This is a genomic window from Legionella sheltonii (assembly GCF_026191355.1).
GTDB lineage: Bacteria > Pseudomonadota > Gammaproteobacteria > Legionellales > Legionellaceae > Legionella > Legionella sheltonii.
The window spans coordinates 69,103-92,857 of record NZ_JAPHOQ010000005.1 but is presented as its reverse complement, the minus strand read 5'-3'; the positions used below and the strand labels follow the sequence as shown (position 1 = coordinate 92,857).

Genomic DNA, 23,755 nt, shown 5'->3' with positions numbered 1-23,755 from the left:
AAGGCCTCACAATGTTTCTTGGGTAATCCTCTCCCTCGATGGGAGAAGGTACTCATGAGGGTTCAGCAGCATAATCCGACAATGATGAAGCGAAATCTTCCATAAAACTTCACTAAAGGGCAAATTCTATGCTACCAATTCAAATAATTGATATCCAACTATTGCTGAAGCTGCTATGGCGCCACTAATTTCAATAACTAGAGATAAAAAGCTGTGCTTATGACCATACTCTTTATCGTTTGCAGCTCCTTCTTCGCATGCAGACAGTTCTTCATTGTCGGTCTTATTTAATTCAAATAAAGGTTCTTCACCCTCAATTGCGTCCCACCAACCTTCTAACCAATGTTCTGCTTGTTGAGTACCCTTACGAAACGGATTATCCTCTTCAGTAACATCGGCGAGTGCACATTCGTAACCAAATGCATAACTGTCTTCATAAGTTGGATGTTCGATGTTAAAACGTAATTTAATATGTGGTAGTAAGGCTGTTATGTCGTTCATGATTATACCCTCTATTTATACAGTACATGAATTTTTAATACTGTTAATAATTTCTACATTTAAGTTAATTTTACGACTTTATGTTAACGCTTATTTACCAAATAAAAACATTTACTAATTCTTGACAAATTTTTTTTAACTCAGAAAAAATAACGTTCGAAATCAATATTGTTGTTATTTCTAATATTAATATAGCAATTAATATGCCAATCTTTTTTTTGTCTCTTTAAAAAGCACAAAAAATAGAGTAAGAACAGAAAGAGGGAAAAAATATATATTTGTGGCAGAACTTAACTCTTTGCCGGCAAATTTTGCCGCCAGTACCGTTTCTACTTCATTTAAACACGCAGCATTCAAAGTGTATTAAAGCGCACATAAAACACTAAGCCAGAAGGTTAATCAGCTATTTTAGTCTCTGAGATGAATTGTACTGTTATCTAGGTTATGGCTAAGGAGCTAACCGATGATGCTTCCATTGTCCATCATGTTGATAATAATGAATTCGATCATGCAGACGATTATCCCGTCCTTGCCAAAACTCGATCTCCTCGGGAATAACCATATAGCCGCCCCAGTAGTTAGGACGTAATACTGGTTCTTGTCCATGCTTTTGTATTAAATCATTCAGAGCTTTCTCCAACGACTCTCTTCCGGCAACCTCATGGCTTTGGGGAGAAACAATTGCACTGAATTGGCTTTTAATAGGTCTTGAGGAAAAATAGAGATCAGACTGCTCCTCATCAACTTGCTTGATTTGACCACGAATACGTACCTGCCTGGCCATTTGTGGCCAATAAAAATTAAGCGCTACATGAGGGTTATTTTGAATTTGTTTTGATTTTGTACTTTGATAGTTGGTATAAAAAACAAACTTACCCTCATCAACACCCTTTAACAAAACAACTCGGGAGTCAGGGTAACCTCGATTATCTACCGTGGAAAGAACCATAGCGGTCGGATCGTTTTTTTCATTTTTTAAAACATCTTCAAACCAAAGCTTAAATTGAATAAGCGGATCAGCTGGAAGTGATTCCTCACTTAAATTGAGATCCCCATACTCACGTCGTATATCCGCAATGCTTCGAAAATTTGTCATGAAATACCATAAAAAAATTGGGTATCCGTGGACCCCAGTTATAGTGAACGATTCCATATTCCTCAGTTTTGGCTTTACCTGCGTCCATCAATATGATTACGCTTTTTCGCCTTTGTCATCTCCGCAAAAGCGGAGATCCATTTTCAGAGCAACTCACTACTTTACTTAGAAATAGATTCCCGCCTGCGCGGGAATGACAAAATACTTAACTTAATGCTGTAGGCTTTGCCTTAACTCAAGCTATAGTCTAAATTGACTACCAACCAGTTACTTCGGCAATTGCATCGCCTAAATCAGCTGGTGAACGTACCGTTTTTACACCGGCTGCTTCTAATGCTTTAAACTTCTCAGCAGCAGTTCCTTTACCACCAGAGATAATTGCCCCAGCATGCCCCATGCGCTTACCTGCGGGCGCGGTAACACCTGCTATATAGGAAACGACTGGCTTACTTACATGTGATTTAATGTATTCAGCAGCCTCTTCTTCTGCAGAGCCTCCAATTTCACCCACCATGATAATGGCTTGTGTTTGAGCGTCTTGCTCAAACAAAGCTAATGCATCAATAAAACTGGTTCCAGGAATTGGATCACCACCAATACCAATACAGGTACTTTGCCCAAATCCTTTATCGGTGGTTTGTTTTACTGCTTCATAAGTTAGTGTACCAGAGCGTGAGACGATACCTACTTTACCAGGCAAATGAATTGAACCTGGCATAATCCCAATTTTGCATTCACCTGGAGTTATAATTCCAGGGCAGTTTGGTCCAATTAAACGGGCCTGGGTATTATTTTCCAAATAGACTTTTACTTGCAACATGTCTAATACAGGAACACCCTCTGTGATACAAACAATTAATTGAATTCCTGCGTCTGCTGCTTCCAAAATAGAATCTTTGCAAAATGGCGCTGGAACGTATATTACGCTGGCTTCCGCTTTAGTTTCTTCAACGGCTTCACGCATAGTATTAAATACCGGTAAGCCCAGATGCTGCTGCCCACCTTTGCCTGGTGTCACGCCACCAACCATGCGTGTGCCATAAGCAATCGCCTGTTCTGAATGATAAGTTCCTTGTTTTCCAGTAAAACCCTGACACAGTACTTTAGTATGTTTATTTACCAATACACTCATTGTTAACCTCGAATTTTAGTAATTAACCTAAAAACCGCAGTTGAATTATTGAGAGGAGTAGATTCAACTGCCGTTTTTAGGATTAGGCAACAGCTGCCACAATCTTCTTCGCAGCATCAGTTAAACTGGTTGCAGCAATCACATTCAAATCACTTTTATTTAAAATATCAGCACCAAGTTGCGCATTATTACCTTCAAGACGTACCACCACAGGAATTTTCACATCGACTTCTTTAACTGCAGCAAGAATGCCATCGGCAATGAGGTCACAACGAACGATACCACCAAAAATATTTACTAAAATACCTTTGACTTTTTCATCTGAGACAATAATTTTCAATGCTTCACTGACTCGTTCCTTGGTAGCGCCCCCACCAACATCTAGGAAGTTAGCTGGTTCCCCGCCATGAAGTTTAATCACGTCCATAGTCGCCATAGCCAAACCCGCGCCATTTACCATACAACCTATAGTGCCATCTAAAGGAATATAATTTAATTCCCAGTCACTCGCACGATTTTCTCGTTCATCCTCTTGAGTTGTGTCACGCATGCTTTTTAACTTAGGTTGACGATATAATGCATTGCCATCAATATTAATTTTTCCATCCAAACAAATTAATTGACCCTGCTTGGTTACAACTAAAGGATTGATTTCTAATAAGCTCAAGTCACAATCAACAAACATTTTACCCAAGCCCATCATCAAATGAGTAAATTGTTTTATTTGCTCATCGTGTAGACCCAGTTTAAAACCCACGTCACGACATTGGAAGGGCATAACCCCAACTAACGGGTCTACAATAACCTTGAAAATTTTCTCAGGGGTCTCTTCAGCCACCTTTTCTATTTCAACACCGCCTTCAGTGGAAGCCATGAACACCACACGACGAGTTGCGCGATCCACAACAGCGCCAAGATATAGCTCTCTGCCTATGTCACACGTTTCTTCAATTAGTACAGTATTAACGGGTTGACCATGAGCATCTGTTTGATAGGTAACTAATCGAGTACCTAATAATGCTTTCACCGCTGCAGCTAATTCGTCTTTGTTCGAGACTAATTTCACGCCACCTGCTTTTCCTCTACCACCAGCATGAACTTGCGCCTTAACCACCCAACGGTCAGTAGATAACTGTGACGCGACTTGCATTGCGTCTTCAACACTATAAGCTACCTCACCCTTAGGAACGGGAAGGTCGTACTGAGCAAATAATTGTTTAGCCTGGTATTCATGTAAATTCATTGCCATTACCTTTCTAAAAGAAGCTAAATTCGTCAACACACATCAGTATCCATTGAAGCCTTCGCCCAGAATACATTTATGTGTCATTGCGTATTTCGCTGTTACATTTCATTAAACATTAAGTAAAAGACGAGCAGGATCTTCCAATAACTCTTTAACGCTCACCAAAAACTGTACTGAATCTTTACCATCAATCAATCGATGGTCATAAGACAACGCGACATACATCATCGGACGAATCACAATTTGTCCCTTTTCCACTACAGGCCTATCTTCAATTTTATGCATTCCCAAAATTCCTGTTTGGGGTGGATTAATAATTGGAGTAGCCAATAAAGAACCAAATACCCCACCATTAGTAATGGTAAAGGTACCGCCTTGCATATCTTCCATCGCTAATTTGCCTTGTCTGGCTTTTGTTGCTGCATCATTAATAGCCAATTCAATCTCAGCCATGCTCATTTGATCTGCATCACGGATTACTGGGACGACTAATCCTCGTTCCGTTGATACCGCAATACCAATATCATAAAAACCATGATAGACCACATCCTGACCGTCAATGGAAGCATTTACTGCAGGGAAGCGTTTTAATGACTCAACGACCGCTTTAGTAAAAAACGACATAAATCCGAGTTTAACACCATGTTTCTTCTCAAAACTGTCTTTATACTGAGCCCGCATATCCATCACAGCTTTTAGATTGACTTCATTAAAGGTTGTCAACATTGCTGCATTATGCTGTGCTTCTAATAGACGCTCAGCAATTTTAGCTCTTAAACGCGTCATGGGTACACGTCGCTCTTCACGTAAACCCATAGGTGCTTTATATTGTTGCTCTTTGTGAGTTTCTGGGGATTTCGATGTTTTCTCTCGAGTAGATTCGATATAAGCGAGAACATCTTCTTTGGTAATGCGACCGTCTTTGCCACTACCTTGGATTTGCCCTAATTGCAGATCATGTTCTGCCATCATTCGTCGTACTACAGGACTGGTTGACTTATCTTCCTTAGCACTTACCTTATCATCTGACTCGTCACGTCCCTTCGCAGTTTCGGTTTTGGTTTCTTCTTTAGCTTCAGCGCCAGAACCTTCTTTTATTTTTGCCAATAATTGACCAGAATTTACTGTATCTCCTTCTTGAAACATTATTTCAGCCAGTATCCCATCTGCTGGGGCTGGAACTTCTAATACAACTTTATCTGTTTCTAGATCCAGTAAATTTTCATCACGGGTAACTTTATCACCTACTTTTTTATGCCATGCAGCCACAGTTGCATCAGCTACTGACTCCGGCAAAACAGGTACTTTGACTTCAATAGACATGGTTATACCTTCTTATTTTATTAAATTCGTTAACACTCTGTAGTCTGAGGTAAAAACAACTCTTTATCCCAGAATACGATAACTCAAATTCAGCCCAATAAAGCTTGCTCTACTAAAGCCTGTTGCTGCTGTGCATGCAGCGCAGGACTTCCTACAGCAGGTGCAGCAGCAAACTCTCTTCCGGCATAGTGCAAGGTTTGTTCAGGAAGCAAACAATCTACTATGTTATGTTGAGAAGAGAACCATACTCCCTGATTTTGTGGTTCTTCCTGACACCAAATCACTTTCTTGGCCTGAGGATATTTATCGAGCTCAATCAAAAGTGCCTTTTTAGGAAACGGATATAATTGTTCGATTCGCACTATAGCAACGTGATTTAATTCTTTATCACGGCGCATTTGCAGTAAATCATAATAAACCTTTCCACAGCACAGCACTACCTTGGTCACTTTTTTTGCATCCAGTGCATCAATTTCCGGAATAATTGTATGGAACTTCCCTTTAAATAAGTCTTCTAAAGGAGAAACTGCTAATTTATGACGTAACAGGCTCTTAGGAGTCATTACAATTAATGGCTTTCGGAAATTACGAATAACTTGTCTTCTTAACAAATGGAAAATTTGGGCTGGGGTAGTTGGCGTACACACTTGCATATTATGCTGGGCACAAAGCTGCATGTAGCGCTCCAGGCGTGCAGATGAGTGCTCAGGACCTTGTCCTTCATATCCATGGGGTAATAACATCACCAGACCACATAAACGCCCCCATTTTTGTTCACCAGAACTAATGAATTGATCGATAACAACTTGTGCACCGTTGGCAAAATCACCAAATTGAGCTTCCCAAAGCACTAAGAAATTTGGAGCAGAAGCAGAAAAACCATATTCAAAAGCTAACACTGCTTCCTCTGAGAGTACCGAATCGATTACAGAAAAAGGTCGGTTGAGTTCATTGGTTATTTTCTCTAAAGGCACAAACGTCTCGCCTGTCTCTACATCATGTAATACCGCATGGCGATGCGCAAAAGTTCCTCTTCCAGAGTCTTGGCCCGACAAACGCACACCATAACCTTCTTGAATTAGGCTGGCATAGGCCATAGTTTCAGCATAACCCCAATTCATCGGTAATTCACCGGCGGTCATTTTATCACGCTCGTTTAACAAGCGCTGTACTACTGGGTGTAATGAAAATCCCTCAGGCAGTTCACTTAATTGTTTCGCTAATTTATTCAAGTTTTCTTTAGATATGGTGGTATCTACTTTATCTGTCCATTTTGCATTCATATAAGGGGTCCAATCCACCGCGTATTTCCCCTCATAATCCCCATGAACTAAATCCACCACTGCCTTACCTTGATCCAAGGAATCACGATAAGCATCGACTAATTTTTCAGAATCTTTACTGGTAAGTATTCCCTCTTGAATGAGTTGTTCGGCATAAATTTCGCGTAATGGACGCATGGATTTAATTTTTCGATACATGGACGGTTGAGTTACTGCTGGCTCATCTGCCTCGTTATGACCATGACGACGATAACAAACCAGATCAACAACCACATCCCGTTTAAATTTCATTCTGAAATCAAACGCTAATTTAGTCGCAAATACAACTGCTTCCGGATCATCACCGTTCACGTGAATAACAGGCGCCTGTACCATTTTAGCAACATCGGTACAATATAAAGTAGAACGTGCATCCAAAGGATTGCTGGTAGTAAAGCCTATTTGGTTGTTAATCACGATGTGCACTGTACCCCCAGTACAATAACCACGCGCTTGAGAAAAATTAAACGTTTCCATCACAACGCCTTGACCAGCGAATGCAGCATCTCCATGAATAACAATAGGGACAACTTTTTCCTTGTTAACTAAATCATTGCGTCGGCCTAAACGAGAACGTACTGACCCTTCCACGACGGGGCCAATAATTTCTAAGTGCGACGGATTGAAGGCCAAAGCCAAATGAACTACGGAACCTGAACCTGTTTTTATATCGGAAGAAAACCCTAAATGATATTTCACATCACCAGTGCGTTCATATTTGATTTTTCCTTCAAATTCTTGAAAAAGCTGGTTAGGTTCTTTACCCAACACATTGACCAAGACATTCAAACGGCCACGATGTGCCATACCGATGACCACTTCCTTAACATTATCCCTTCCAGAGCACTCAATGAGTTCTTTCATCATGGGAATTAAAGAATCGCCCCCTTCAAGAGAGAATCGTTTTTGTCCCACATAGCGTGTACCTAAATAACGTTCTAAACCATCTGCAGCAATTAAGTCTTTTAAAATCTGTCGTTTTTTTGTTGCATCTAGTTTCAAACGGCCACGCACAGACTCCATTCGCTCTTGGATCCATTCAATTTCTTCAGTATTAGAAATGTGCATGTACTCAATACCAATACTGCCGCAATATGTTTCCCGCAGTGCGTGGTATATTTCATCCAGAGTCATTTCTGGGCCATTAAATGTGGTACCTGCAAAAAATTTGCGACTTCGATCGACATCCGATAAGTGGTGATAATCTAATTCCAATGCGGGCACGGGAGTACGCTCGGTCATTTCAAGAGGATCAAGTTTGGCCGCATGATGTCCCAATGCGCGGTATGAATTAATTAAATCTGCAATTCGAAATTGTTGACTATCTGAAGATTGGATTACCGGTATTGCTTTTTTATCTGCGTTCTGCAAAAAATAATCGCGTATCTCTCTGTGGGAACGTTCCTTTTCAGCACCATTAACCTTGGGTAAAGCACTAAATACTGCTCGCCAATCGGATGAAACCGAACTAGGATCAGCAAGATAATCTTCATATAGGCTATCAACATATGCCATACTTCCGCCAGATAAATAGGAAGAAGCCCATTCTTTTTGCAGATCGGAACCGCTCATTTTCTTTTTCTCCAAAGGGGTATTAATCACTACCACCATTAAATTGGTAAGTACTCAGCCCCTATCAGGGAACGACTGGATTTGGCACATGGTGCAAGACCATTTTTCTAATCAATGCGCAGACTAATTATGCTGCACTTATCAGAAAAATGATCTCACACCTGCGCTCAAATCCAACCGTTCGAATACACCTTAACATAGGAGGCCTGAGCCCTTACTTAAATTGGCTATTCCACTCATCCCCGTGGATAAAACAGCTATCCCCGCAAGAGCGGGGATCCATCCTTATTCTGGTTTCGAGATCATTTCAGGATAATTCTCATTTTAGAGAATTAAATGTTCCTATTTTTAATGACTTTTACCAAGTACCCTCAATAATAACAAAGTACCGTTAGGTTTCTTTTGTCAGCATTTGCTGGCGAATCTCAGCAATTGCTTTCATGGGATTGAGACCTTTCGGGCAGACACTGGTACAATTCATGACGCTTCGGCAACGGAACACACTAAATGGATCTTGTAATTTATCCAAACGATGCGCTGTTGCGGTATCACGACTGTCTGCTAAAAATCGTCTTGCCTGTAATAATCCAGCAGGCCCTACATATTTTTCTGGATTCCACCAATATGAAGGACATGAACTGGTACAACACGCACATAAAATGCACTCATATAAGCCATCCAGCTGTGCACGCTCTTCTGGAGATTGTAAGCGCTCCCGAGCTGGTGCAACTCCATCATTTTGTAAATAGGGTTCGATGCGCTCAAATTGTTGATAAAACTGAGACATATCAACAGCCAAATCACGGATTACTGGAAATCCAGGCAAGGGCCGAATAACAATTTTGTCGGTTTTCAATTGAGACACGTGGGTAATGCATGCCAAGGCATTTGTTCCATTAATATTCATGCCATCTGAACCGCATACTCCCTCACGACATGAGCGCCTGTAGGTTAGAGAAGGATCCTGCTCTGCTTTTAAACGCTCAAGTAGGGTGAGCAACATAGGATCACTTTTAACCGGGATCTCCAGCTCATAATCTTTCATATAAGGCTTAGCATCCACCTCAGGATTATAGCGATATATTGATAGGGTCAATTTTTTACTATCTGCCATGTAATCTATCCTCTTTAGTAAACGCGTTCTTTGGGCGCAAAAGGCTCGACATGCTTAGGTGATGCATTAACTGGACGAAAATCAATTTTCTCACCTTCCTCAAAATAGAGCGTATGTTTAATCCAGTTCTCATCATCACGTTTTGGGTAATCCTCACGGCTATGAGCCCCACGACTTTCAGTACGAACAATTGCAGATTGTGCTGTTGCGTATGCAGTTGCCATTAAATTATCCAACTCTAATGCACTGACTCGTTCTGTATTAAATACCTTGCTTTTATCTTCTAATTTGGCATGGGCCAATCGCTCACGTAAAGCTTGTAAGCGTTTTAAGCCAGAGGCCATAACGTCACCTGTGCGGAATACACCAAAGTCTTCTTGCATTACACGTTGCATTTCATCATGAATCACAGCAGGGCTTTCGCCGTCTGTTGAATCATTCCAGCGATTATAGCGTTGTAACGATGGAGCAAGATCATCGTCACTAATATAAGTCAATTCAGGCAATTGATTTGCGAGCCATAACTCTTCAACATGCAATCCTGCTGCCCGACCAAAAACAACTAAGTCCAGTAACGAATTACCACCTAAACGGTTCGCTCCATGAACAGAAACACAAGCACATTCTCCTACCGCATATAATCCATCTACGACATGCTCTACTCCATTCGTTTTAGTAAGGACTTGACCATACATATTAGTCGGTATTCCGCCCATACTGTAGTGGCATGTAGGAACAACTGGGATCGGCTCAACGATTGGGTCAACTCCTGCAAATTTCATCGATAATTCACGAATTCCTGGTAACCGTGACTTAATGAGATCGGCTCCCAGATGATCCAATTTTAATTTAACGTGATCAACCCCTTTTGGATCAAAACCCTTACCTGCACGTATTTCGAGAGCCATAGAACGGGCAACGACATCGCGAGATGCAAGATCCTTAACCCGAGGAGCATAACGTTCCATAAAACGTTCGCCGTCTTTATTAATTAAATAACCACCCTCACCGCGACAGCCTTCAGTCACTAAAACACCAGCGCCAGCAATACCTGTAGGATGAAATTGCCACATTTCCATATCTTGTAAAGGAATGCCTGCTCTTAAGGCCATACCAAAACCATCCCCAGTATTAATAAAAGCATTGGTTGTGGATTGATAAATACGGCCTGCGCCCCCAGTTGCTAAAATACATACCCGGGATTGGAAAAATACGACTTCACCAGTCTCAATACACATTGCTGTGACACCAGATATGTGACCATGAGCATCTTTAACGAGATCAAGAGCATACCATTCACTAAATACATGTGTTTTGGCTTTTAAATTTTGTTGATACAGGGTATGAAGTAAGGCATGTCCTGTTCTATCTGCTGCAGCACAAGTGCGGGCAGCTTGTTCACCACCAAAATTTTTTGATTGGCCACCAAATTGGCGTTGGTAGATTCTGCCATTATCCATACGAGAAAAAGGCAAACCCATATGTTCGAGTTCATATACAGCTTCTGGGCCTGTTTTACAGAGGTACTCAATCGAATCCTGGTCGCCAATATAATCAGCACCCTTCACTGTATCGTACATATGCCAACGCCAATCATCTTCATGAGCATTTCCTAATGCACAAGTAATCCCGCCTTGGGCTGATACCGTATGTGAACGGGTTGGAAATACTTTGGATAAGAGCGCAACTTTTAAACCAGAATTTGCCATCTGCAGTGCAGCTCGCATTCCAGCTCCGCCTGCGCCAATAATTACTGCATCAAATGTGTTACGTGCAATTGCCATGCTACCGCCCCCAAAGGATCATTAAGCCCCAAGTAAATTGACTCAGGAGCCATAAAACGACTAACATTTGTACTGATAAACGCAGAGCAGTACACTTCATATAATCGGTAGTTACTGTCCAAATACCTATCCATGCATGCAATGAAAGAGCAAACAAGGCAATAAGTGACGCGATCCGCACTAAAGCATTCGAAAAAAGAGCATGCCATTGCGCAAAACCTAGCTCAGGATGCAATAACAAAAATCCAATAATAAAGAAAGAATAAACAGCAAAATAAACCGCGGTGACTCGTTGAATCAACCAATCCTTTAGCCCATTACCTGTTAAGCTGGTGACATTATTTACCATATCCAGATTCCTAGAAAAATTGACAAAATAATGGCAAGAATAATGACTAAAACAGCGGAACGCCGACCAGCATTAAGATGCTCACCAAACCCCATGTCCATCACAAGATGTCTAATCCCTGCAAGTACGTGATAAATCATTGCTGCACCAAATGCCCACAGGATCATTTTATAAGCAGGATGGGACAATAAACTCTTTACTTGTGTAAAGGATTCTTCAGATTGCATTGATTGGCCAAAAATATAAAGCATTATGGGTAACAGTAAAAATAAAACCACCCCTGAAATCCTATGTAAAATGGACGCTATCGCCATAGGGGGATAATTTAAACTACCCAAATCCAGATTAACGGGTCTTTTTTTGTTCACTGTGAGTTTCTTCCTTAATTAGAAAAGTTAATTAAATAAAGCACAAATGCGAAGTATAGCACTCTGTTGTTATCGCGCAAGATTAAGTCGATATGGATTCTAACCAAAATATAACTTGTCTATCTCTAATCCAAATAAATTTGTTCATTATCTCTGTTCTTAAAAGGCTCTTTTTACTCGATAAGATCTTAAAATTAAAGATAAAAAATATTTCATAGGTTACAATTTTATCAATTTGTTATTTTATTGATATAATTAATATACATCTATTGTATTAGGTATCAATTATGGCTATCTCTAACAATCCAAATGAGCGATTGACTTATTGTGTCTCTAAGGGTCTTGTTAAAACGGTAAAATTTCTTGTTAATGATATAAATCAAATTCAGAAAATTCAACCGGAAACTATTAATAAGGCAATAGAAAGTGCCTTAAAGACAGCAACCTCAAAGGAAGCAGAACCAGGTGAGCGAATTAATAAGCAATGGGAAATTATCACGCTGTTATGCAATATACCCAAAGGGCTACCACAACCTAATGCAAAACTTGTTAAAAAAGCATTGGCAGAGCGTGAAAAATATTATCAAAATTTATGCGATACCGAATTTACGGACTTGATCAAGCAAAAAATGAAGAAAGAGGATTGGGATTCAGTTTTTGATTATCTTGAAAGCGATAGGGTAAAAAAACCATCTCAGATTGCAATGAGTTTTACATTAAGAGTCGCGGCACATCACAATGATTGGCCAGTTTTTATGAAACTATTAAATCATCATGAGCCTGATTGGAAAATGGCTGGCAACCTGCTCTTTTCAGCGGCAAAAGCAGGGCAATATGATGCAGTGAAACAGCTTTGTAATTTGTCTCAAGAAAATATGCCTAATGCGAGCAACATCAAAAGAGCAATGAAAGAAGCAAAAAGTACAGGACATCATGAAATTGCCAATTATCTGGCTTGTGAACTCATCCATCAAAATAATTTGGAAAAAGATCCCTTAGCACTAACCCAGGCCATACTTCAAGATTATGTTGATCATTCGTTTATAGGAAGTAGTTTATTTAATTCGCAAGTGAAGGGGTGAAAAATATCCTTACCCAGGTAAAACGCATAACAGCTCAAGAACATGATGAAAATGCAAGAAACAAAACTGTACTTGATGTTGTTCAGTCTTTACAACAAGTTTTAGGTGATAATACAGAATTAATGGGTCGTGTTGATTTCATTAAAGCACATCGCGGTAAAATCGAAGAAGCTCCTTCACTAAAAGTCCAACTATGATTTTCCTAGTTTGATTACCAACAGAAAGCCCCCTTTTAATGGAGGGCTTTTTTATTTAGGCCGTACAGTGGATGTTTTAGGCTGCTTATAAGTATCACGTGGGGCCTCAAGTGGATATCCATATTTATCTGCATTCTGTTTGACAATTTGTAAATAACGCTCACCCCATTCACCTGGATCAAAGTTAGTTACTACCACGTTATAAGGTAAATTAATAATTGATTCAAAAGCTTTTCTTTGGGGAAGCAAATGTCCGCCAAAAGAAACTTGCACTTCTGTTTCTTTATCAATGCCTCCATCTTTTAAACGCTCAACCAATATATAGATCATTTTTTCTATGGTCATATAGAGCTTATACATGGACATGCCAGCGGAAAACATTTCTTCACTTTTGGAAGTAGACAATTTTGATCCTGCATCAAGAATAGGATACACAAATTCAAACTCATGTGTTCCTGCAATTATTTCTGGCTTGATCAGTACAGGAGGAGAAATAAGCTCTATAGTTGGAGACACAATATAAAGTTCAAAATCAGCCCATCGCCACCAAATTTGATAGACCCGCTCAACTAAGGTTATAGGATCATTTAAATCCTCTTCCATTTGCAGCTTACGCAAGTCGAGACTGTTCTCGTTATCAATGTTATCCAAATCTTCTAGATACTCAGGGGTTTCGTCAGTAGTAGGGAAATCTGGTTCATCCATTTGCATACCACATATAAATCAAGCTCATATGGTTATATTAGCCCAAATTTTATGAATGAGCACGAAAGTTAAATCTGCTAAAGTAAAAAACCTGTAAAAAAATGTAACCTGCCATGAGGAGATACTTCATCCCGGGTGCAATGAGAGCACGGGGTCAAGTTAATAGAATGATAAACAGCGCCTAAATGTATTGATAATATTCAGGCGCCTTAGAATGACATTTAAAGCATGTGCTTTGGCAATTTGCTTTTTCCTGGCATTTCCGTATTACTCCCTTGCCAATCCATAAATCCAGCATAGGCTGTAATGCTTGAAGATCCAAACGAAACTCTCGAGTCAATTGCTGGGTACTCACTACACCTTGACGACAAATGTAATCACGTATTTGCAACAGCATTATTCCTCCGCATATTTCGTTTGGCGTATTGGCGTAACCCGATAACAATAATGAGAACCAATAAGAACACGATGATCTCGATAACACTTTGTTCAGAGCGCTGAATCCACTTGGCGGCTTGATAAAACCCAACTGCGGCAGCATAAGCAACCACAAAAGACCAAACCACAGAAATCCACATATATTTTCTATTTGCTTCTTGGCGAATTACCGCCATTGTCGATACACAAGGGATATAAAGAAGTACAAACAATAAATAAGCATAGGCGCCTATTTTTCCATCAAATCGTTGCGCCATAATTCCATATACCGACTGAGAGACGGGGTTATCCGCTGCACTAGCCAATATAGGATTTGTCAAAGCAGAACCGAGTTGAGCTAAATTCTGAGGAACAGACCAAAAAGCGGCTTTGATGCCTGCCCAGAAATCAAAATGAGCAGCGGCAAGTTCACCTACATGACCTACCTGGGCATAAAGTGAATTGAGCGTACCAACCACTACTTCTTTAGCTAACATACCCGTTAACAATCCCACCGTTGCCGGCCAATTGTCCTGATGTATTCCCATAGGTGCAAATAGAGGCGTAATCCACTGTCCCATTAAAGAAAGCAATGATTGCGTACTGGCTTCGCCTGAGTTAATTCCACCGCCCAAAGTAATGGCATTTAAACCACCTAAAATAACACAAATAGGTACGATTAATTTCCCCGCCCGCACTACAAAAAAACGTAATCGCATCAAGGTTTCTTTAAATAATCGCTTAAGAGCAGGTTTATGATAAGCAGGCAACTCCAAAATTAAGGGGGAAGCATGACCTTTTAAAGTGGATTTGCGCAAGATGAACCCGGTTAATACCGCCATCAAAATCCCTACAAGATATAAAGAAAACACGACATTTTGCCCACCCGAGGGGAAAAACGCAGCAACGAATACTGCATAAATCGCCAAACGCGCACTGCATGACATAAAAGGACTCATCATCACGGTGAGCAAACGATCACGTTCTGAATCCAGCGTTCGCGCTGCCATAATCGCAGGAACGTTGCAACCAAAACCAACGATCATCGGCACAAACGATTTTCCGGGCAAACCCATCATCCGCATTGCTTTATCGACAACAAAAGCTGCTCTGGCCATATATCCTGAGGTCTCTAATAGGGATAAAAAGAAGAACATCGCCGCAATGACAGGGATAAACGTTAAGGTGGTATTAATGCCTTTACCAACTCCGTTGGCCAATAAAGCAATCAACCAATTAGGGGCATGAACCTGGTGTAATAACCAGGCAGTACCTTGAACAAATATCGTATCAGTACTGATATCAAAAAAATCCTGAAACGCACCACCTACATTAATCGCAAATAAAAACATCAAATACATCATGGCAAAAAATATAGGGAGGGCAAAAAAACGATGTAACATAATCTTATCAAGCTTTGCAGTAAAATCCTCACTGGCATCACTTCGTTTTTTCTGTACAGCGGTCACCATCGCATGTATTTTCTGATATCGAGCATCCGCTAACAAGATATCAAGACTAGGCTCTGCTTCGTTGAGTAAGGGCAAATCTTTAGTAAGCTTTTTATCTAATAACAACTCATCTCCCTCTGCAAGCCTACGCGCATAGTAATAAGCAAGAGATTGGCTATACCCCTCATGAACTAAAGTGTTTTCCAGAGTTGTTAATGTTTGTTGTACCGCTTGGGGTATAGGCAGTATCCAGGGGATATGCTTTTGAGGCAGGTGAGTTAGTGCCTGCATTAACTGTGAGATCCCAACCTTTTTATGTGCTTGGATGGGGATAACAGGACAACCTAATTGTTGAGACAAGGCATTGATATCTATGGAGATGCCGCGTTGCTGAGCAATATCCATCATATTCAGCGCGAGCAGTACGGGTTTGCCTAATTCCAAAATTTGAGTGGTCAGATATAAATGCCGCTCCAAATGACAGGCATCAATCACATTGATAATACAATCTGCCTCCATCGTTACCACAGAGTCGGCAGCGATGTGTTCATCCTGACTGACGCCATCTGCATTCGCCACTAGAGAGTAAACCCCCGGCAAATCCGTTACTTCAATGCGTTGTTGGCCTACGAAGAATTCCCCAGTTTTCTTTTCAACCGTGACACCAGGCCAATTTCCTATTCGCTGATTGTCACCAGTTAATGCGTTAAATAAGGTGGTCTTACCACAATTAGGATTACCTACTAATAACACATGAGTCATATACGCTCCAAAATCAATTGACTCGCTTCATCCTTACGCAAAGTTAAGGAAGTTCCTCTGACTTCAATTTGGATAGGACATCCTAAAGGAGCAATTCGGACCACTAAAAGCTCTGTACCGCAGGTCACGCCCAAAGACAAAAGTCTACGTCTATATTGCATCTCCGTTGTACCAAAACTGGTTAATCGTGCTTTATCACCGGGTACTAATTCTGTAATTTTTATCATGTCCTAACAGCAAAATAGTGAAATAATTTTAATCTTAGCATAAATGAAATCGAGAATCATTCTCAATTAAGAAAAAAATTATACATTAATTCAATTTTGAATCAACATATAGCCTTGGCAAAATACAGCAGAATTCGGTAATTTTGCCCCCTCTGCCGAAGGCCCTATTAAGAATTACCAGCAATCAACTCTTTAAGTGCTCTTTTGGGATGACGTGCTAAATAATCCACCGATTGCATTTCCAGCAAACGGCTTAAAGTCCGCTTGAAGGTTTCTTTCATTTCACCTTCAACATACAACTCTTCGACGGCCACTTCCGCGGAAATAATAATATTAATTCCACGGTCATACATCACATCAATAAAATGAATAAACATAATAGCTTGTAACGTATGATTTACGGTTAATGAAGGGATGTTACTTAAAAAAATGGTGTCGAATTTATCTGCAAGCTCCAAGTAGTCCAATTGGCTACGAGGCAAATTACACAGGATATCAAAAGAAAACCAAATCGACTGCTCCGCAATCTTAAGGTAAGGAATTTCACGATTTTGGATTGTAATAAAACCATTTTCCTGAAATTCTTTTGTTAATAGCGTGAATTGCTTCTCCATAGTCAAAGCGGTTTGCTCATTCAATGGAAATAAATAAGCATCGAGTAAAGGAGCTCGCCCGACTCGATAATCTCTTTGTTCATTTAAATGCAATACTTCGCAATGCTCTTTAATTGCCGTAATAGCAGGTAAAAATCGTTTTCGATGAACCCCGTTGCGATATAACTCATCCGGAGGTATGTTCGAGGAAATCACTAAAATAACCCCATTAGCAATTAACGCTTGTAATAAATCCGCTAAAATCATGGCATACGCAACGTCATGAACCATAAATTCATCAAAACAAAGCACTCGCGTGGTTTTTGCTAATTCCTTAGCAATTTTGCGAAGTGGATTCTTTTGTCCTTGCACTCGTCTTAATTGCGAGTCAACTTGTTGCATAAAATGATGGAAATGAAAACGTGCTTTCTTTTTCTCTTCAAGACAATCATAAAATAAATCAATTAAGTATGTTTTTCCCACCCCAACGGGACCGTAAAGATACACTCCCTTAATTCGAGTTTTAATGAAGGGATAAAACCAGGATGAGTTCAATTTTTTTACCTCATCCGCTACACATTGCATCTGTGCCAATATTTCTCGCTGCAAGGGATCATCATCAATTTCACCACGATGAATAGCAGCTTCATATTGACTAATCAAATTCATCATAAAACAACCTGAGAATGAATGTACTCTATGAGTTTAGCTTTCAGCTCGATTAATTTCCCATGAAAAAAATGTCCCGTATTGACAAAACGAATCACCGGGAGTTCAGGATGAGCTTGAGCTGCAAACTCAAAAACCAAATGGGGAGGAACTACCTCATCTTCATCCCCTTGCACAATAAGCCAGGGATAAGGTGCCGGATTAAATTCGCCATAATTATAATGATGTATTGCAGGAGCCACTGTAATTAACAATTTTGCATCCGATTGTGACGCTGCCCGATAAGCCACGTAAGAACCAAAAGAAAAGCCAGCAAAAATAAGTTTCTTTTCCGGCTGTTCCTTTTGCCACTCACGAACTAAAACCAGCATATCCTCACTCTCACCAAGACCTGCATCATAATTACCGTCAGATTGACCTACCCCGCGAAAATTAAAGCGTATCGAAGGAATGCCTAACTCTTTAAAGACACGCGCTAAAGTGGTAACCACTTTATTATTCATCGTGCCGCCTTGCAGTGAATGAGGATGTCCCAAAAAAGCGATAAAAACAGAGTTATTTTGCTCTGGGACAGTTAAAACTGCTTCTAATTTCCCAACAGCTCCTTGCAAAAATAACGCATGTTCACCTGGGACAGTTAATTTTTCAGTGATTTGCATAAAAAACCTGTTATCATAAGTACATATTTCATGCAGTTACGCCTATGAAGTGGGGGCATAACCTTCATCGCCCTGATGGGCACCTTCTCCCTAATAGGGATAAGGAAATCTTCCTTCCTCTTGCTTTGAGGTGAAGGAAACAAAATCCCCTCCGCCACTCGCAGGGAGCGGGGCTAGAGTGAGGGTTTCACATCCACCTTAATGATCCGCTACACAAAGAAGGAAGCTGCGTGAAGCCTGAATGATAACTCGAATTATAGATGAACAAAATGCATAAAGAGCAAAAAGAAGCAATGCCCATCACAAAAAACCTCCCTTTTTCTAAACGTTTTATTTTTTTAATTATAATTCCGGCAGTTTTTGTGCTTATCGGAATAATTCTTTATTTGCTTGGTGGTCGTTATGTGGCAACAGATAATGCCTATGTTAAAGCGGATATGATCCCTTTAAGCCCGCAAGTATCCGGTGTGGTTCAAGAGGTTTTTGTCATCGAGAATCAGAATGTAACAAAAGATCAACTCCTTTATCGGATTGATCCAGAACCTTTTAAAGTAGCATTGACTAAAGCCGAATCTAAATTAGCTCAAGTCCGCATTGACATTTTGGCTATGAAAGCCAATTATCGTGAAAAGCAAGCTGAATTAGAACTTGCTCGCACTAAATATAATTTTTCCCTGCGCAATAAAAAACGTCAGATGGATCTTGCAAAGAAACACTTTGTATCTTTATCCAGTTTAGATGACGCCAATGAGGGTGCGGAACTTGCGGCACAACAGATAGTCACTTCGGAACATAATTCGCAAGGTTTGGCAGCATCCCTTGCAGGTAGTATTGACGAACCTGTAGAGTCACATCCCTCTTATTTAATGGCAAAGGCAGAATATGAGCAAGCAAAATTGGACTTACTACGTACTGAAATTAAAGCTCCAGTAGCTGGAACCATTAGTGCACCTCCCAAAAATGGACAATTCGTCAGTAAAGGCTCTATTACCATGACTTTGGTTGCTAATGAACATCCCTGGATCGAAGCAAACTTTACTGAAAAAGAGTTGACCTATGTCCGTCCAGGGCAAAAGGTAATTACCACCATCGATATTTATCCTGGAAAAAAGTGGAAAGGTACTGTCCAAAGTTTAAGTCCTGCAACCGGTTCAGAGTTTTCAATTATTCCAGCCCAAAATGCCACCGGGAATTGGGTTAAAATTGCTCAGCGCATTGCAGTCCGCATCCAGTTACAGCCCGACCCGAACAGCCCTCCACTGCGTTCAGGGCTCAGTTCCTGGGTGGAAATTGATACAGGGCATAAAAGATATTCATTTAAAAATCCTCCTCTTCCCAAAGTAGGAGAGGGTTAAAACTACTATTATGTAGTCTGGATGAGCAAAGCAAGCTCTGCTGCATTCACATCTCCTCTTATGGGCAGAAGGTGACCGATAGGGGGGGTATTTACTCTATTCCCTGCCCCTCTCCCATCATTGGGGAGGAGCATTCGAATATAACGCAGAATTATTTCGCGGCACCCAGACTACATTTTAACGATAGATTGAGTGAACTCGATGATGAAAACATATCAAGCACACCAAGGCTCACAAAGGGTATTCATTACTTTGTCGGTCATGCTTGCAACAGTAATGCAATCATTGGATACAACCATTGCTAATGTAGCCTTACCTCATATGCAAGGCGGGATGGGCGCAACTCAAGAACAAATTTCTTGGGTTCTTACTTCCTACATTGTTGCAGCAGCGATATTCACTCCGTTGACTGGGTTTCTGGGTGATCGCTTTGGAAGAAAACGAATTTTTATTTGGTCCGTGATTGGTTTCACTATAGCTTCGATGCTTTGTGGTGCTGCGCAGAGTTTGTCGCAAATTGTCATATTCCGTTTACTTCAAGGTGTTTGTGGCGCCAGTTTGATTCCCATATCCCAATCCATACTTTTAGATTCAAATCCTCCAGAAAAGCACGGTTCGGCAATGGCTATTTGGGGTATGGGGGTTATGATTGGCCCCATTCTTGGCCCCTCTCTAGGCGGATGGCTTACTGAGTACTACAACTGGCGATGGGTCTTTTACATTAATCTTCCCTTTGGGGCACTTGCCTGGATTGGTTTAACTCTATTTCTTCAGGAAAATAAACTTAAAACTGAAAAACATTTTGATTTAATGGGATTCGCCTTTTTAAGTATCGCAATCGGCTCATTGCAGCTATTTCTTGACCGGGGTGAGTCACTGGATTGGCTTAATAACAATGAAATAATTATTGAGGGATTAGTAGCCCTCATCTGCTTGTATTTGTTTATTGCCCATATACTTACTTCCAGGACTCCTTTTATTGATCCATCCATGTTTAAAGATCGAAATTTTAGCGTGGGACTGGCTTTTATTTTTATAATTGGAATTATTTTACTGGCTACCATGGCCTTACTACCGCCTTACATGCAAGGTTTAATGAATTATCCGGTAATTGACGTAGGCATACTCTTAGCTCCAAGAGGGGTAGGCACTATGATGGCGATGATGATCGTAGGCAAGTTATCTGGAAAAATTGATGCGCGTTATCAAATTGGTTTGGGATTAATTTTAACGGATTACTCTTTATGGCTTATGACCTTATTCAATGTGAACATCAGCAATAGCGACATCATTTCTTCAGGAATTACTCAAGGATTGGGACTGGGTTTTATTTTTGTTCCATTATCTACACTTACGTTCGCCAGCTTACCCCCGCAGTATCGCAATGACGGTACTTCCTTATTTAGCTTACTCAGAAATATCGGCAGCAGTATAGGTATCTCCATAGTCATGACCAAATTAGCCCAAAACACTCAAGCAAATCATTCTGCCTTTGCCAATTTTATTACTCCATTTAACATCAATTTAAACCACGCAAGTGAGCTAGGAGTCTTTAATCTACAGTCAACACAAGGTCTGGCCATTCTTGATGCAACGGTAACCAAACAAGCTTTATTACTTGCCTACTTACAAGATTTTCGCTTCATGATGTGGTTGGTGTTATGTGCTTTTCCACTTTTGTTTTTGCTTCGGCCACCGTCCAAAAAATCAACTACTTCTCAACTTCCTGAATTTGAAATATGATAGCTCGAATGAGCCAGCAAACTCGCTGCTCATAACTCACCTCATTCCTCCACTTTCTCAGTGAGTTTGGAACGAGGTCAAATGCACTGACCCATGTTGGCGGTGACTTTTTTTTAACTTTTTTGGAGGACTTGATCCATGCGACAGGTACCTAGAGTGTGTCTCGCTTTTCATCATTATGCTTGCTTCATTGTATTAAGGGGTAAAGCATTATGAAAATACATGATTTTAAACGTAAAAAAGAAGAACAACAAAAAATTTCCATGATTACCTGCTACGATTATCCATCCGCCTGCATTGTAGCTGAATCCAATATTGATTGCGTTCTCGTTGGCGATTCGGTAGCTATGGCCGTTCATGGCCATGAAACAACAATCATGGCGACTATAGAGATGATGATACTGCATACCCAAGCTGTAGCACGTGGATTAACACAGCAATTTTTAATCAGTGATCTCCCTTTTTTAAGCCATAAAACCTCAATGGCTCAAACTGTTGAACATGTAAAACGCCTATTACAAGCCGGGGCACAGGCAGTGAAAATTGAAGGGGGAGATACAGATACCTGTAATACCATTTCCTATTTAGTCAACGCAGGGGTTCCTGTTATAGGCCATATCGGTTTAACACCTCAGTCCATTCATCAATTGGGTGGGTATAAAGTACAAGGAAAAAATCAAGAACAAGCAGAACGACTAATCCAACAAGCACTTGATTTAGAAGCAGCCGGTTGCTTTGCTCTTGTCATCGAATGTGTACCCCAACAATTAGCACATACCATAACTCAGTCATTGGCTATACCTACTATTGGTATTGGGGCAGGCTCTGATACTGATGGTCAAGTCCTTGTTTGGCATGATATGTTGGGTTTACAAACTGATTTTAATCCAAAGTTTGTTAAACGATTCATCCAAGGTAAGGACATTCTCCTGAATGCCTTAAATGCCTATGCACAACAGGTACAGCAAGTGAGTTTCCCAACTACTGAACATTCATTTTAATTCACGTGAATCCGACATAAAAGGCATATAAGTGCCTTTTATGTTGTTCAATAAGGACGATATTTATATCGATCGTTAATTAAAACGGTATTGAATCATTTTACTAATAGGGTTAAATCTGTAGGAGCAACTTATGCAAATTTTCCACAACCTTGATGAATGGATAAGCTTTCGTAAAACAATATCTCCCTCACTCAATCTTGGCTTTGCACCAACAATGGGTAATTTACATGCAGGGCATGCCTCTTTATTTGTAGCGAGCCAAAAGGAAAATCAACATACTGTTTCAAGCTTATTTGTCAATCCGACGCAATTTAATCAAGCAGAGGATTTTAAGAATTATCCCCGCACTTTAGAAGCAGATCTTAAGATTATGGAAGATGCTGGCGTTGATTTTTGTATTCTTCCTAATGAACACTCTATGTATGCGGATCAATACAATTACCAGGTGCAAGAAAATCAACTTTGCCAACTGATGGAAGGAAAACATAGGCCAGGGCATTTTAATGGAGTATTAACGGTAGTAATGAAGTTATTCAACCTGGTTAAACCGCATAGAGCTTATTTCGGTGAAAAAGATTATCAACAATACCTATTAATTCTAGGAATGGTTAAGGCTTTTTTTATGGATATAGAAATTAAAGCCTGTCCCACCATTCGTGAAGTAAGTGGTTTGGCTTACAGTTCCCGCAATAATCGACTCAATAAGGAGCAAAAAGCATTAGCGGAACAATTTGCCGCACTATTTCAACAAAAAGAGCTCAGCTGTGCACAAATCATCGAACGATTAACTGCAAAAGGCATTGCTGTAGAATATGTTGAAGAGCATCAAAATCGTCGTTTTGCTGCAATACGAATTGATGAGATCCGGTTAATTGATAATTATTCTTTAGAATAATTTTGAGCACTTTCAAAAATGTAGCCTGGGTTAAGCAGCAGCGAAACCCAGGTTTTTTATTCCAATTAATCCTTCATAAAGACTAAAGTATTTAATACAACCCGTCGAATTTTAATCGATTAAGCGAATTATTGCCTGCACATCCGCTATTGCTCAATAAGTTTGCTCATACAGCTAAGAAAACCTCAA

Annotated in this window: 22 protein-coding genes; 6 read left to right on the top strand and 16 right to left on the bottom strand. The window is 40.3% G+C overall.

Going from position 1 to position 23,755, the window contains the following annotated elements:
• Positions 1 to 126 precede the first annotated feature (126 nt).
• The 10 genes from OQJ26_RS06860 to sdhC all read right to left on the bottom strand — a co-directional run bounded on the left by OQJ26_RS06860 (position 127) and on the right by sdhC (position 11,807).
• Complete coding sequence (locus tag OQJ26_RS06860) at positions 127 to 501, bottom strand: transmission trait enhancer LetE (RefSeq protein WP_265703141.1); 375 nt, start codon at positions 499 to 501, stop codon at positions 127 to 129.
• 448 nt (positions 502 to 949) lie between these two features.
• Complete coding sequence (pdxH, locus tag OQJ26_RS06855) at positions 950 to 1,597, bottom strand: pyridoxamine 5'-phosphate oxidase (RefSeq protein ID WP_265703140.1); 648 nt, start codon at positions 1,595 to 1,597, stop codon at positions 950 to 952.
• Positions 1,598 to 1,853: 256 nt separating this feature from the next.
• Positions 1,854 to 2,729 carry a succinate--CoA ligase subunit alpha gene (sucD, locus tag OQJ26_RS06850; protein WP_265703139.1) on the bottom strand — a complete coding sequence of 292 codons (876 nt, stop codon included), beginning with the start codon at positions 2,727 to 2,729 and terminating at the stop codon, positions 1,854 to 1,856.
• Between the two features lie 82 nt (positions 2,730 to 2,811).
• Positions 2,812 to 3,972: an ADP-forming succinate--CoA ligase subunit beta gene (gene sucC / locus OQJ26_RS06845; RefSeq protein WP_265703138.1), complete on the bottom strand. Its 1,161-nt coding sequence runs from the start codon at positions 3,970 to 3,972 to the stop codon at positions 2,812 to 2,814.
• Positions 3,973 to 4,083: 111 nt separating this feature from the next.
• Positions 4,084 to 5,298: a 2-oxoglutarate dehydrogenase complex dihydrolipoyllysine-residue succinyltransferase gene (odhB, locus tag OQJ26_RS06840; protein ID WP_265703137.1), complete on the bottom strand. Its 1,215-nt coding sequence runs from the start codon at positions 5,296 to 5,298 to the stop codon at positions 4,084 to 4,086.
• Between the two features lie 89 nt (positions 5,299 to 5,387).
• Positions 5,388 to 8,192, bottom strand: coding sequence for a 2-oxoglutarate dehydrogenase E1 component (locus OQJ26_RS06835; RefSeq protein WP_265703136.1), 2,805 nt, complete (start codon positions 8,190 to 8,192; stop codon positions 5,388 to 5,390).
• A 391-nt stretch (positions 8,193 to 8,583) separates the two neighbouring features.
• Positions 8,584 to 9,306 (bottom strand): succinate dehydrogenase iron-sulfur subunit, encoded by a 723-nt coding sequence (locus OQJ26_RS06830; RefSeq protein WP_265703135.1) that lies wholly within the window; start codon positions 9,304 to 9,306, stop codon positions 8,584 to 8,586.
• 14 nt (positions 9,307 to 9,320) lie between these two features.
• Entirely contained in the window at positions 9,321 to 11,090 is a 1,770-nt protein-coding gene (gene sdhA / locus OQJ26_RS06825) for a succinate dehydrogenase flavoprotein subunit (RefSeq protein WP_265703134.1), read from the bottom strand.
• 1 nt (position 11,091) lies between these two features.
• The gene (sdhD, locus tag OQJ26_RS06820) at positions 11,092 to 11,439 is read right to left on the bottom strand and encodes a succinate dehydrogenase, hydrophobic membrane anchor protein (protein ID WP_265703133.1); all 348 of its coding nucleotides are present in this window, start codon (positions 11,437 to 11,439) and stop codon (positions 11,092 to 11,094) included.
• Complete coding sequence (sdhC, locus tag OQJ26_RS06815; protein WP_265703132.1) at positions 11,433 to 11,807, bottom strand: succinate dehydrogenase, cytochrome b556 subunit; 375 nt, start codon at positions 11,805 to 11,807, stop codon at positions 11,433 to 11,435. The genes sdhD and sdhC overlap by 7 nt, the downstream gene beginning before the upstream one ends.
• A 287-nt stretch (positions 11,808 to 12,094) precedes the next feature.
• Between sdhC and OQJ26_RS06810 the strand changes: the two genes are divergently transcribed.
• Both OQJ26_RS06810 and OQJ26_RS06805 read left to right on the top strand, forming a co-directional pair.
• A complete protein-coding gene (locus OQJ26_RS06810) occupies positions 12,095 to 12,889 on the top strand; it encodes an ankyrin repeat domain-containing protein (protein WP_265703131.1) in 795 nt (264 codons plus the stop codon).
• Positions 12,886 to 13,086, top strand: coding sequence for a hypothetical protein (locus OQJ26_RS06805; RefSeq protein ID WP_265703130.1), 201 nt, complete (start codon positions 12,886 to 12,888; stop codon positions 13,084 to 13,086). Before OQJ26_RS06810 ends, OQJ26_RS06805 begins: the two co-directional genes overlap by 4 nt.
• Positions 13,087 to 13,137: 51 nt before the next feature.
• On the opposite strand, the gene OQJ26_RS06800 is transcribed toward OQJ26_RS06805, so the two are convergent.
• From OQJ26_RS06800 to OQJ26_RS06775, 6 genes are all read right to left on the bottom strand, one after another.
• The gene (locus OQJ26_RS06800) at positions 13,138 to 13,689 is read right to left on the bottom strand and encodes a virulence factor (protein WP_416209950.1); all 552 of its coding nucleotides are present in this window, start codon (positions 13,687 to 13,689) and stop codon (positions 13,138 to 13,140) included.
• 283 nt (positions 13,690 to 13,972) lie between these two features.
• Complete coding sequence (locus tag OQJ26_RS06795) at positions 13,973 to 14,188, bottom strand: FeoC-like transcriptional regulator (RefSeq protein ID WP_265703128.1); 216 nt, start codon at positions 14,186 to 14,188, stop codon at positions 13,973 to 13,975.
• Positions 14,169 to 16,421, bottom strand: coding sequence for a Fe(2+) transporter permease subunit FeoB (gene feoB / locus OQJ26_RS06790; protein ID WP_265703127.1), 2,253 nt, complete (start codon positions 16,419 to 16,421; stop codon positions 14,169 to 14,171). Before feoB ends, OQJ26_RS06795 begins: the two co-directional genes overlap by 20 nt.
• Entirely contained in the window at positions 16,418 to 16,648 is a 231-nt protein-coding gene (locus tag OQJ26_RS06785) for a FeoA family protein (protein ID WP_322783958.1), read from the bottom strand. Before OQJ26_RS06785 ends, feoB begins: the two co-directional genes overlap by 4 nt.
• Before the next feature lie 167 nt (positions 16,649 to 16,815).
• Positions 16,816 to 17,910 (bottom strand): cell division protein ZapE, encoded by a 1,095-nt coding sequence (gene zapE / locus OQJ26_RS06780; RefSeq protein WP_265703261.1) that lies wholly within the window; start codon positions 17,908 to 17,910, stop codon positions 16,816 to 16,818.
• Complete coding sequence (locus tag OQJ26_RS06775; RefSeq protein WP_265703126.1) at positions 17,910 to 18,569, bottom strand: alpha/beta hydrolase; 660 nt, start codon at positions 18,567 to 18,569, stop codon at positions 17,910 to 17,912. The genes zapE and OQJ26_RS06775 overlap by 1 nt, the downstream gene beginning before the upstream one ends.
• Positions 18,570 to 18,829: 260 nt before the next feature.
• Between OQJ26_RS06775 and OQJ26_RS06770 the strand changes: the two genes are divergently transcribed.
• The 4 genes from OQJ26_RS06770 (at position 18,830) to panC (ending at position 23,566) form a co-directional block, all read left to right on the top strand.
• Positions 18,830 to 19,924, top strand: coding sequence for an HlyD family secretion protein (locus tag OQJ26_RS06770; protein ID WP_265703125.1), 1,095 nt, complete (start codon positions 18,830 to 18,832; stop codon positions 19,922 to 19,924).
• A 201-nt stretch (positions 19,925 to 20,125) separates the two neighbouring features.
• Positions 20,126 to 21,667 (top strand): DHA2 family efflux MFS transporter permease subunit, encoded by a 1,542-nt coding sequence (locus tag OQJ26_RS06765; RefSeq protein ID WP_265703124.1) that lies wholly within the window; start codon positions 20,126 to 20,128, stop codon positions 21,665 to 21,667.
• Positions 21,668 to 21,879: 212 nt separating this feature from the next.
• Complete coding sequence (gene panB, locus OQJ26_RS06760) at positions 21,880 to 22,668, top strand: 3-methyl-2-oxobutanoate hydroxymethyltransferase (protein WP_265703123.1); 789 nt, start codon at positions 21,880 to 21,882, stop codon at positions 22,666 to 22,668.
• A 133-nt stretch (positions 22,669 to 22,801) separates the two neighbouring features.
• Positions 22,802 to 23,566: a pantoate--beta-alanine ligase gene (gene panC, locus OQJ26_RS06755; protein WP_265703122.1), complete on the top strand. Its 765-nt coding sequence runs from the start codon at positions 22,802 to 22,804 to the stop codon at positions 23,564 to 23,566.
• The last annotated feature ends 189 nt before the right edge of the window (positions 23,567 to 23,755 follow it).

Excerpts from the sequence above, each read along its gene's own strand:
- OQJ26_RS06795 (WP_265703128.1), bottom strand. The coding sequence starts at position 14,188 with ATGCTGTTGCAAATACGTGATTACATTTGTCGTCAAGGTGTAGTGAGT.
- zapE (WP_265703261.1), bottom strand. The coding sequence starts at position 17,910 with ATGAATTTGATTAGTCAATATGAAGCTGCTATTCATCGTGGTGAAATT.
- OQJ26_RS06770 (WP_265703125.1), top strand. The coding sequence starts at position 18,830 with ATGAACAAAATGCATAAAGAGCAAAAAGAAGCAATGCCCATCACAAAA.
- panB (WP_265703123.1), top strand. The coding sequence starts at position 21,880 with ATGAAAATACATGATTTTAAACGTAAAAAAGAAGAACAACAAAAAATT.
- sucC (WP_265703138.1), bottom strand. The coding sequence starts at position 3,972 with ATGAATTTACATGAATACCAGGCTAAACAATTATTTGCTCAGTACGAC.
- OQJ26_RS06810 (WP_265703131.1), top strand. The coding sequence starts at position 12,095 with ATGGCTATCTCTAACAATCCAAATGAGCGATTGACTTATTGTGTCTCT.
- OQJ26_RS06835 (WP_265703136.1), bottom strand. The coding sequence starts at position 8,192 with ATGAGCGGTTCCGATCTGCAAAAAGAATGGGCTTCTTCCTATTTATCT.
- OQJ26_RS06830 (WP_265703135.1), bottom strand. The coding sequence starts at position 9,306 with ATGGCAGATAGTAAAAAATTGACCCTATCAATATATCGCTATAATCCT.
- OQJ26_RS06860 (WP_265703141.1), bottom strand. The coding sequence starts at position 501 with ATGAACGACATAACAGCCTTACTACCACATATTAAATTACGTTTTAAC.
- sdhA (WP_265703134.1), bottom strand. The coding sequence starts at position 11,090 with ATGGCAATTGCACGTAACACATTTGATGCAGTAATTATTGGCGCAGGC.
- pdxH (WP_265703140.1), bottom strand. The coding sequence starts at position 1,597 with ATGACAAATTTTCGAAGCATTGCGGATATACGACGTGAGTATGGGGAT.
- sucD (WP_265703139.1), bottom strand. The coding sequence starts at position 2,729 with ATGAGTGTATTGGTAAATAAACATACTAAAGTACTGTGTCAGGGTTTT.
- odhB (WP_265703137.1), bottom strand. The coding sequence starts at position 5,298 with ATGTCTATTGAAGTCAAAGTACCTGTTTTGCCGGAGTCAGTAGCTGAT.
- OQJ26_RS06765 (WP_265703124.1), top strand. The coding sequence starts at position 20,126 with ATGATGAAAACATATCAAGCACACCAAGGCTCACAAAGGGTATTCATT.
- sdhD (WP_265703133.1), bottom strand. The coding sequence starts at position 11,439 with ATGGTAAATAATGTCACCAGCTTAACAGGTAATGGGCTAAAGGATTGG.
- feoB (WP_265703127.1), bottom strand. The coding sequence starts at position 16,421 with ATGACTCATGTGTTATTAGTAGGTAATCCTAATTGTGGTAAGACCACC.
- OQJ26_RS06775 (WP_265703126.1), bottom strand. The coding sequence starts at position 18,569 with ATGCAAATCACTGAAAAATTAACTGTCCCAGGTGAACATGCGTTATTT.
- panC (WP_265703122.1), top strand. The coding sequence starts at position 22,802 with ATGCAAATTTTCCACAACCTTGATGAATGGATAAGCTTTCGTAAAACA.
- OQJ26_RS06785 (WP_322783958.1), bottom strand. The coding sequence starts at position 16,648 with ATGATAAAAATTACAGAATTAGTACCCGGTGATAAAGCACGATTAACC.
- OQJ26_RS06800 (WP_416209950.1), bottom strand. The coding sequence starts at position 13,689 with ATGGAAGAGGATTTAAATGATCCTATAACCTTAGTTGAGCGGGTCTAT.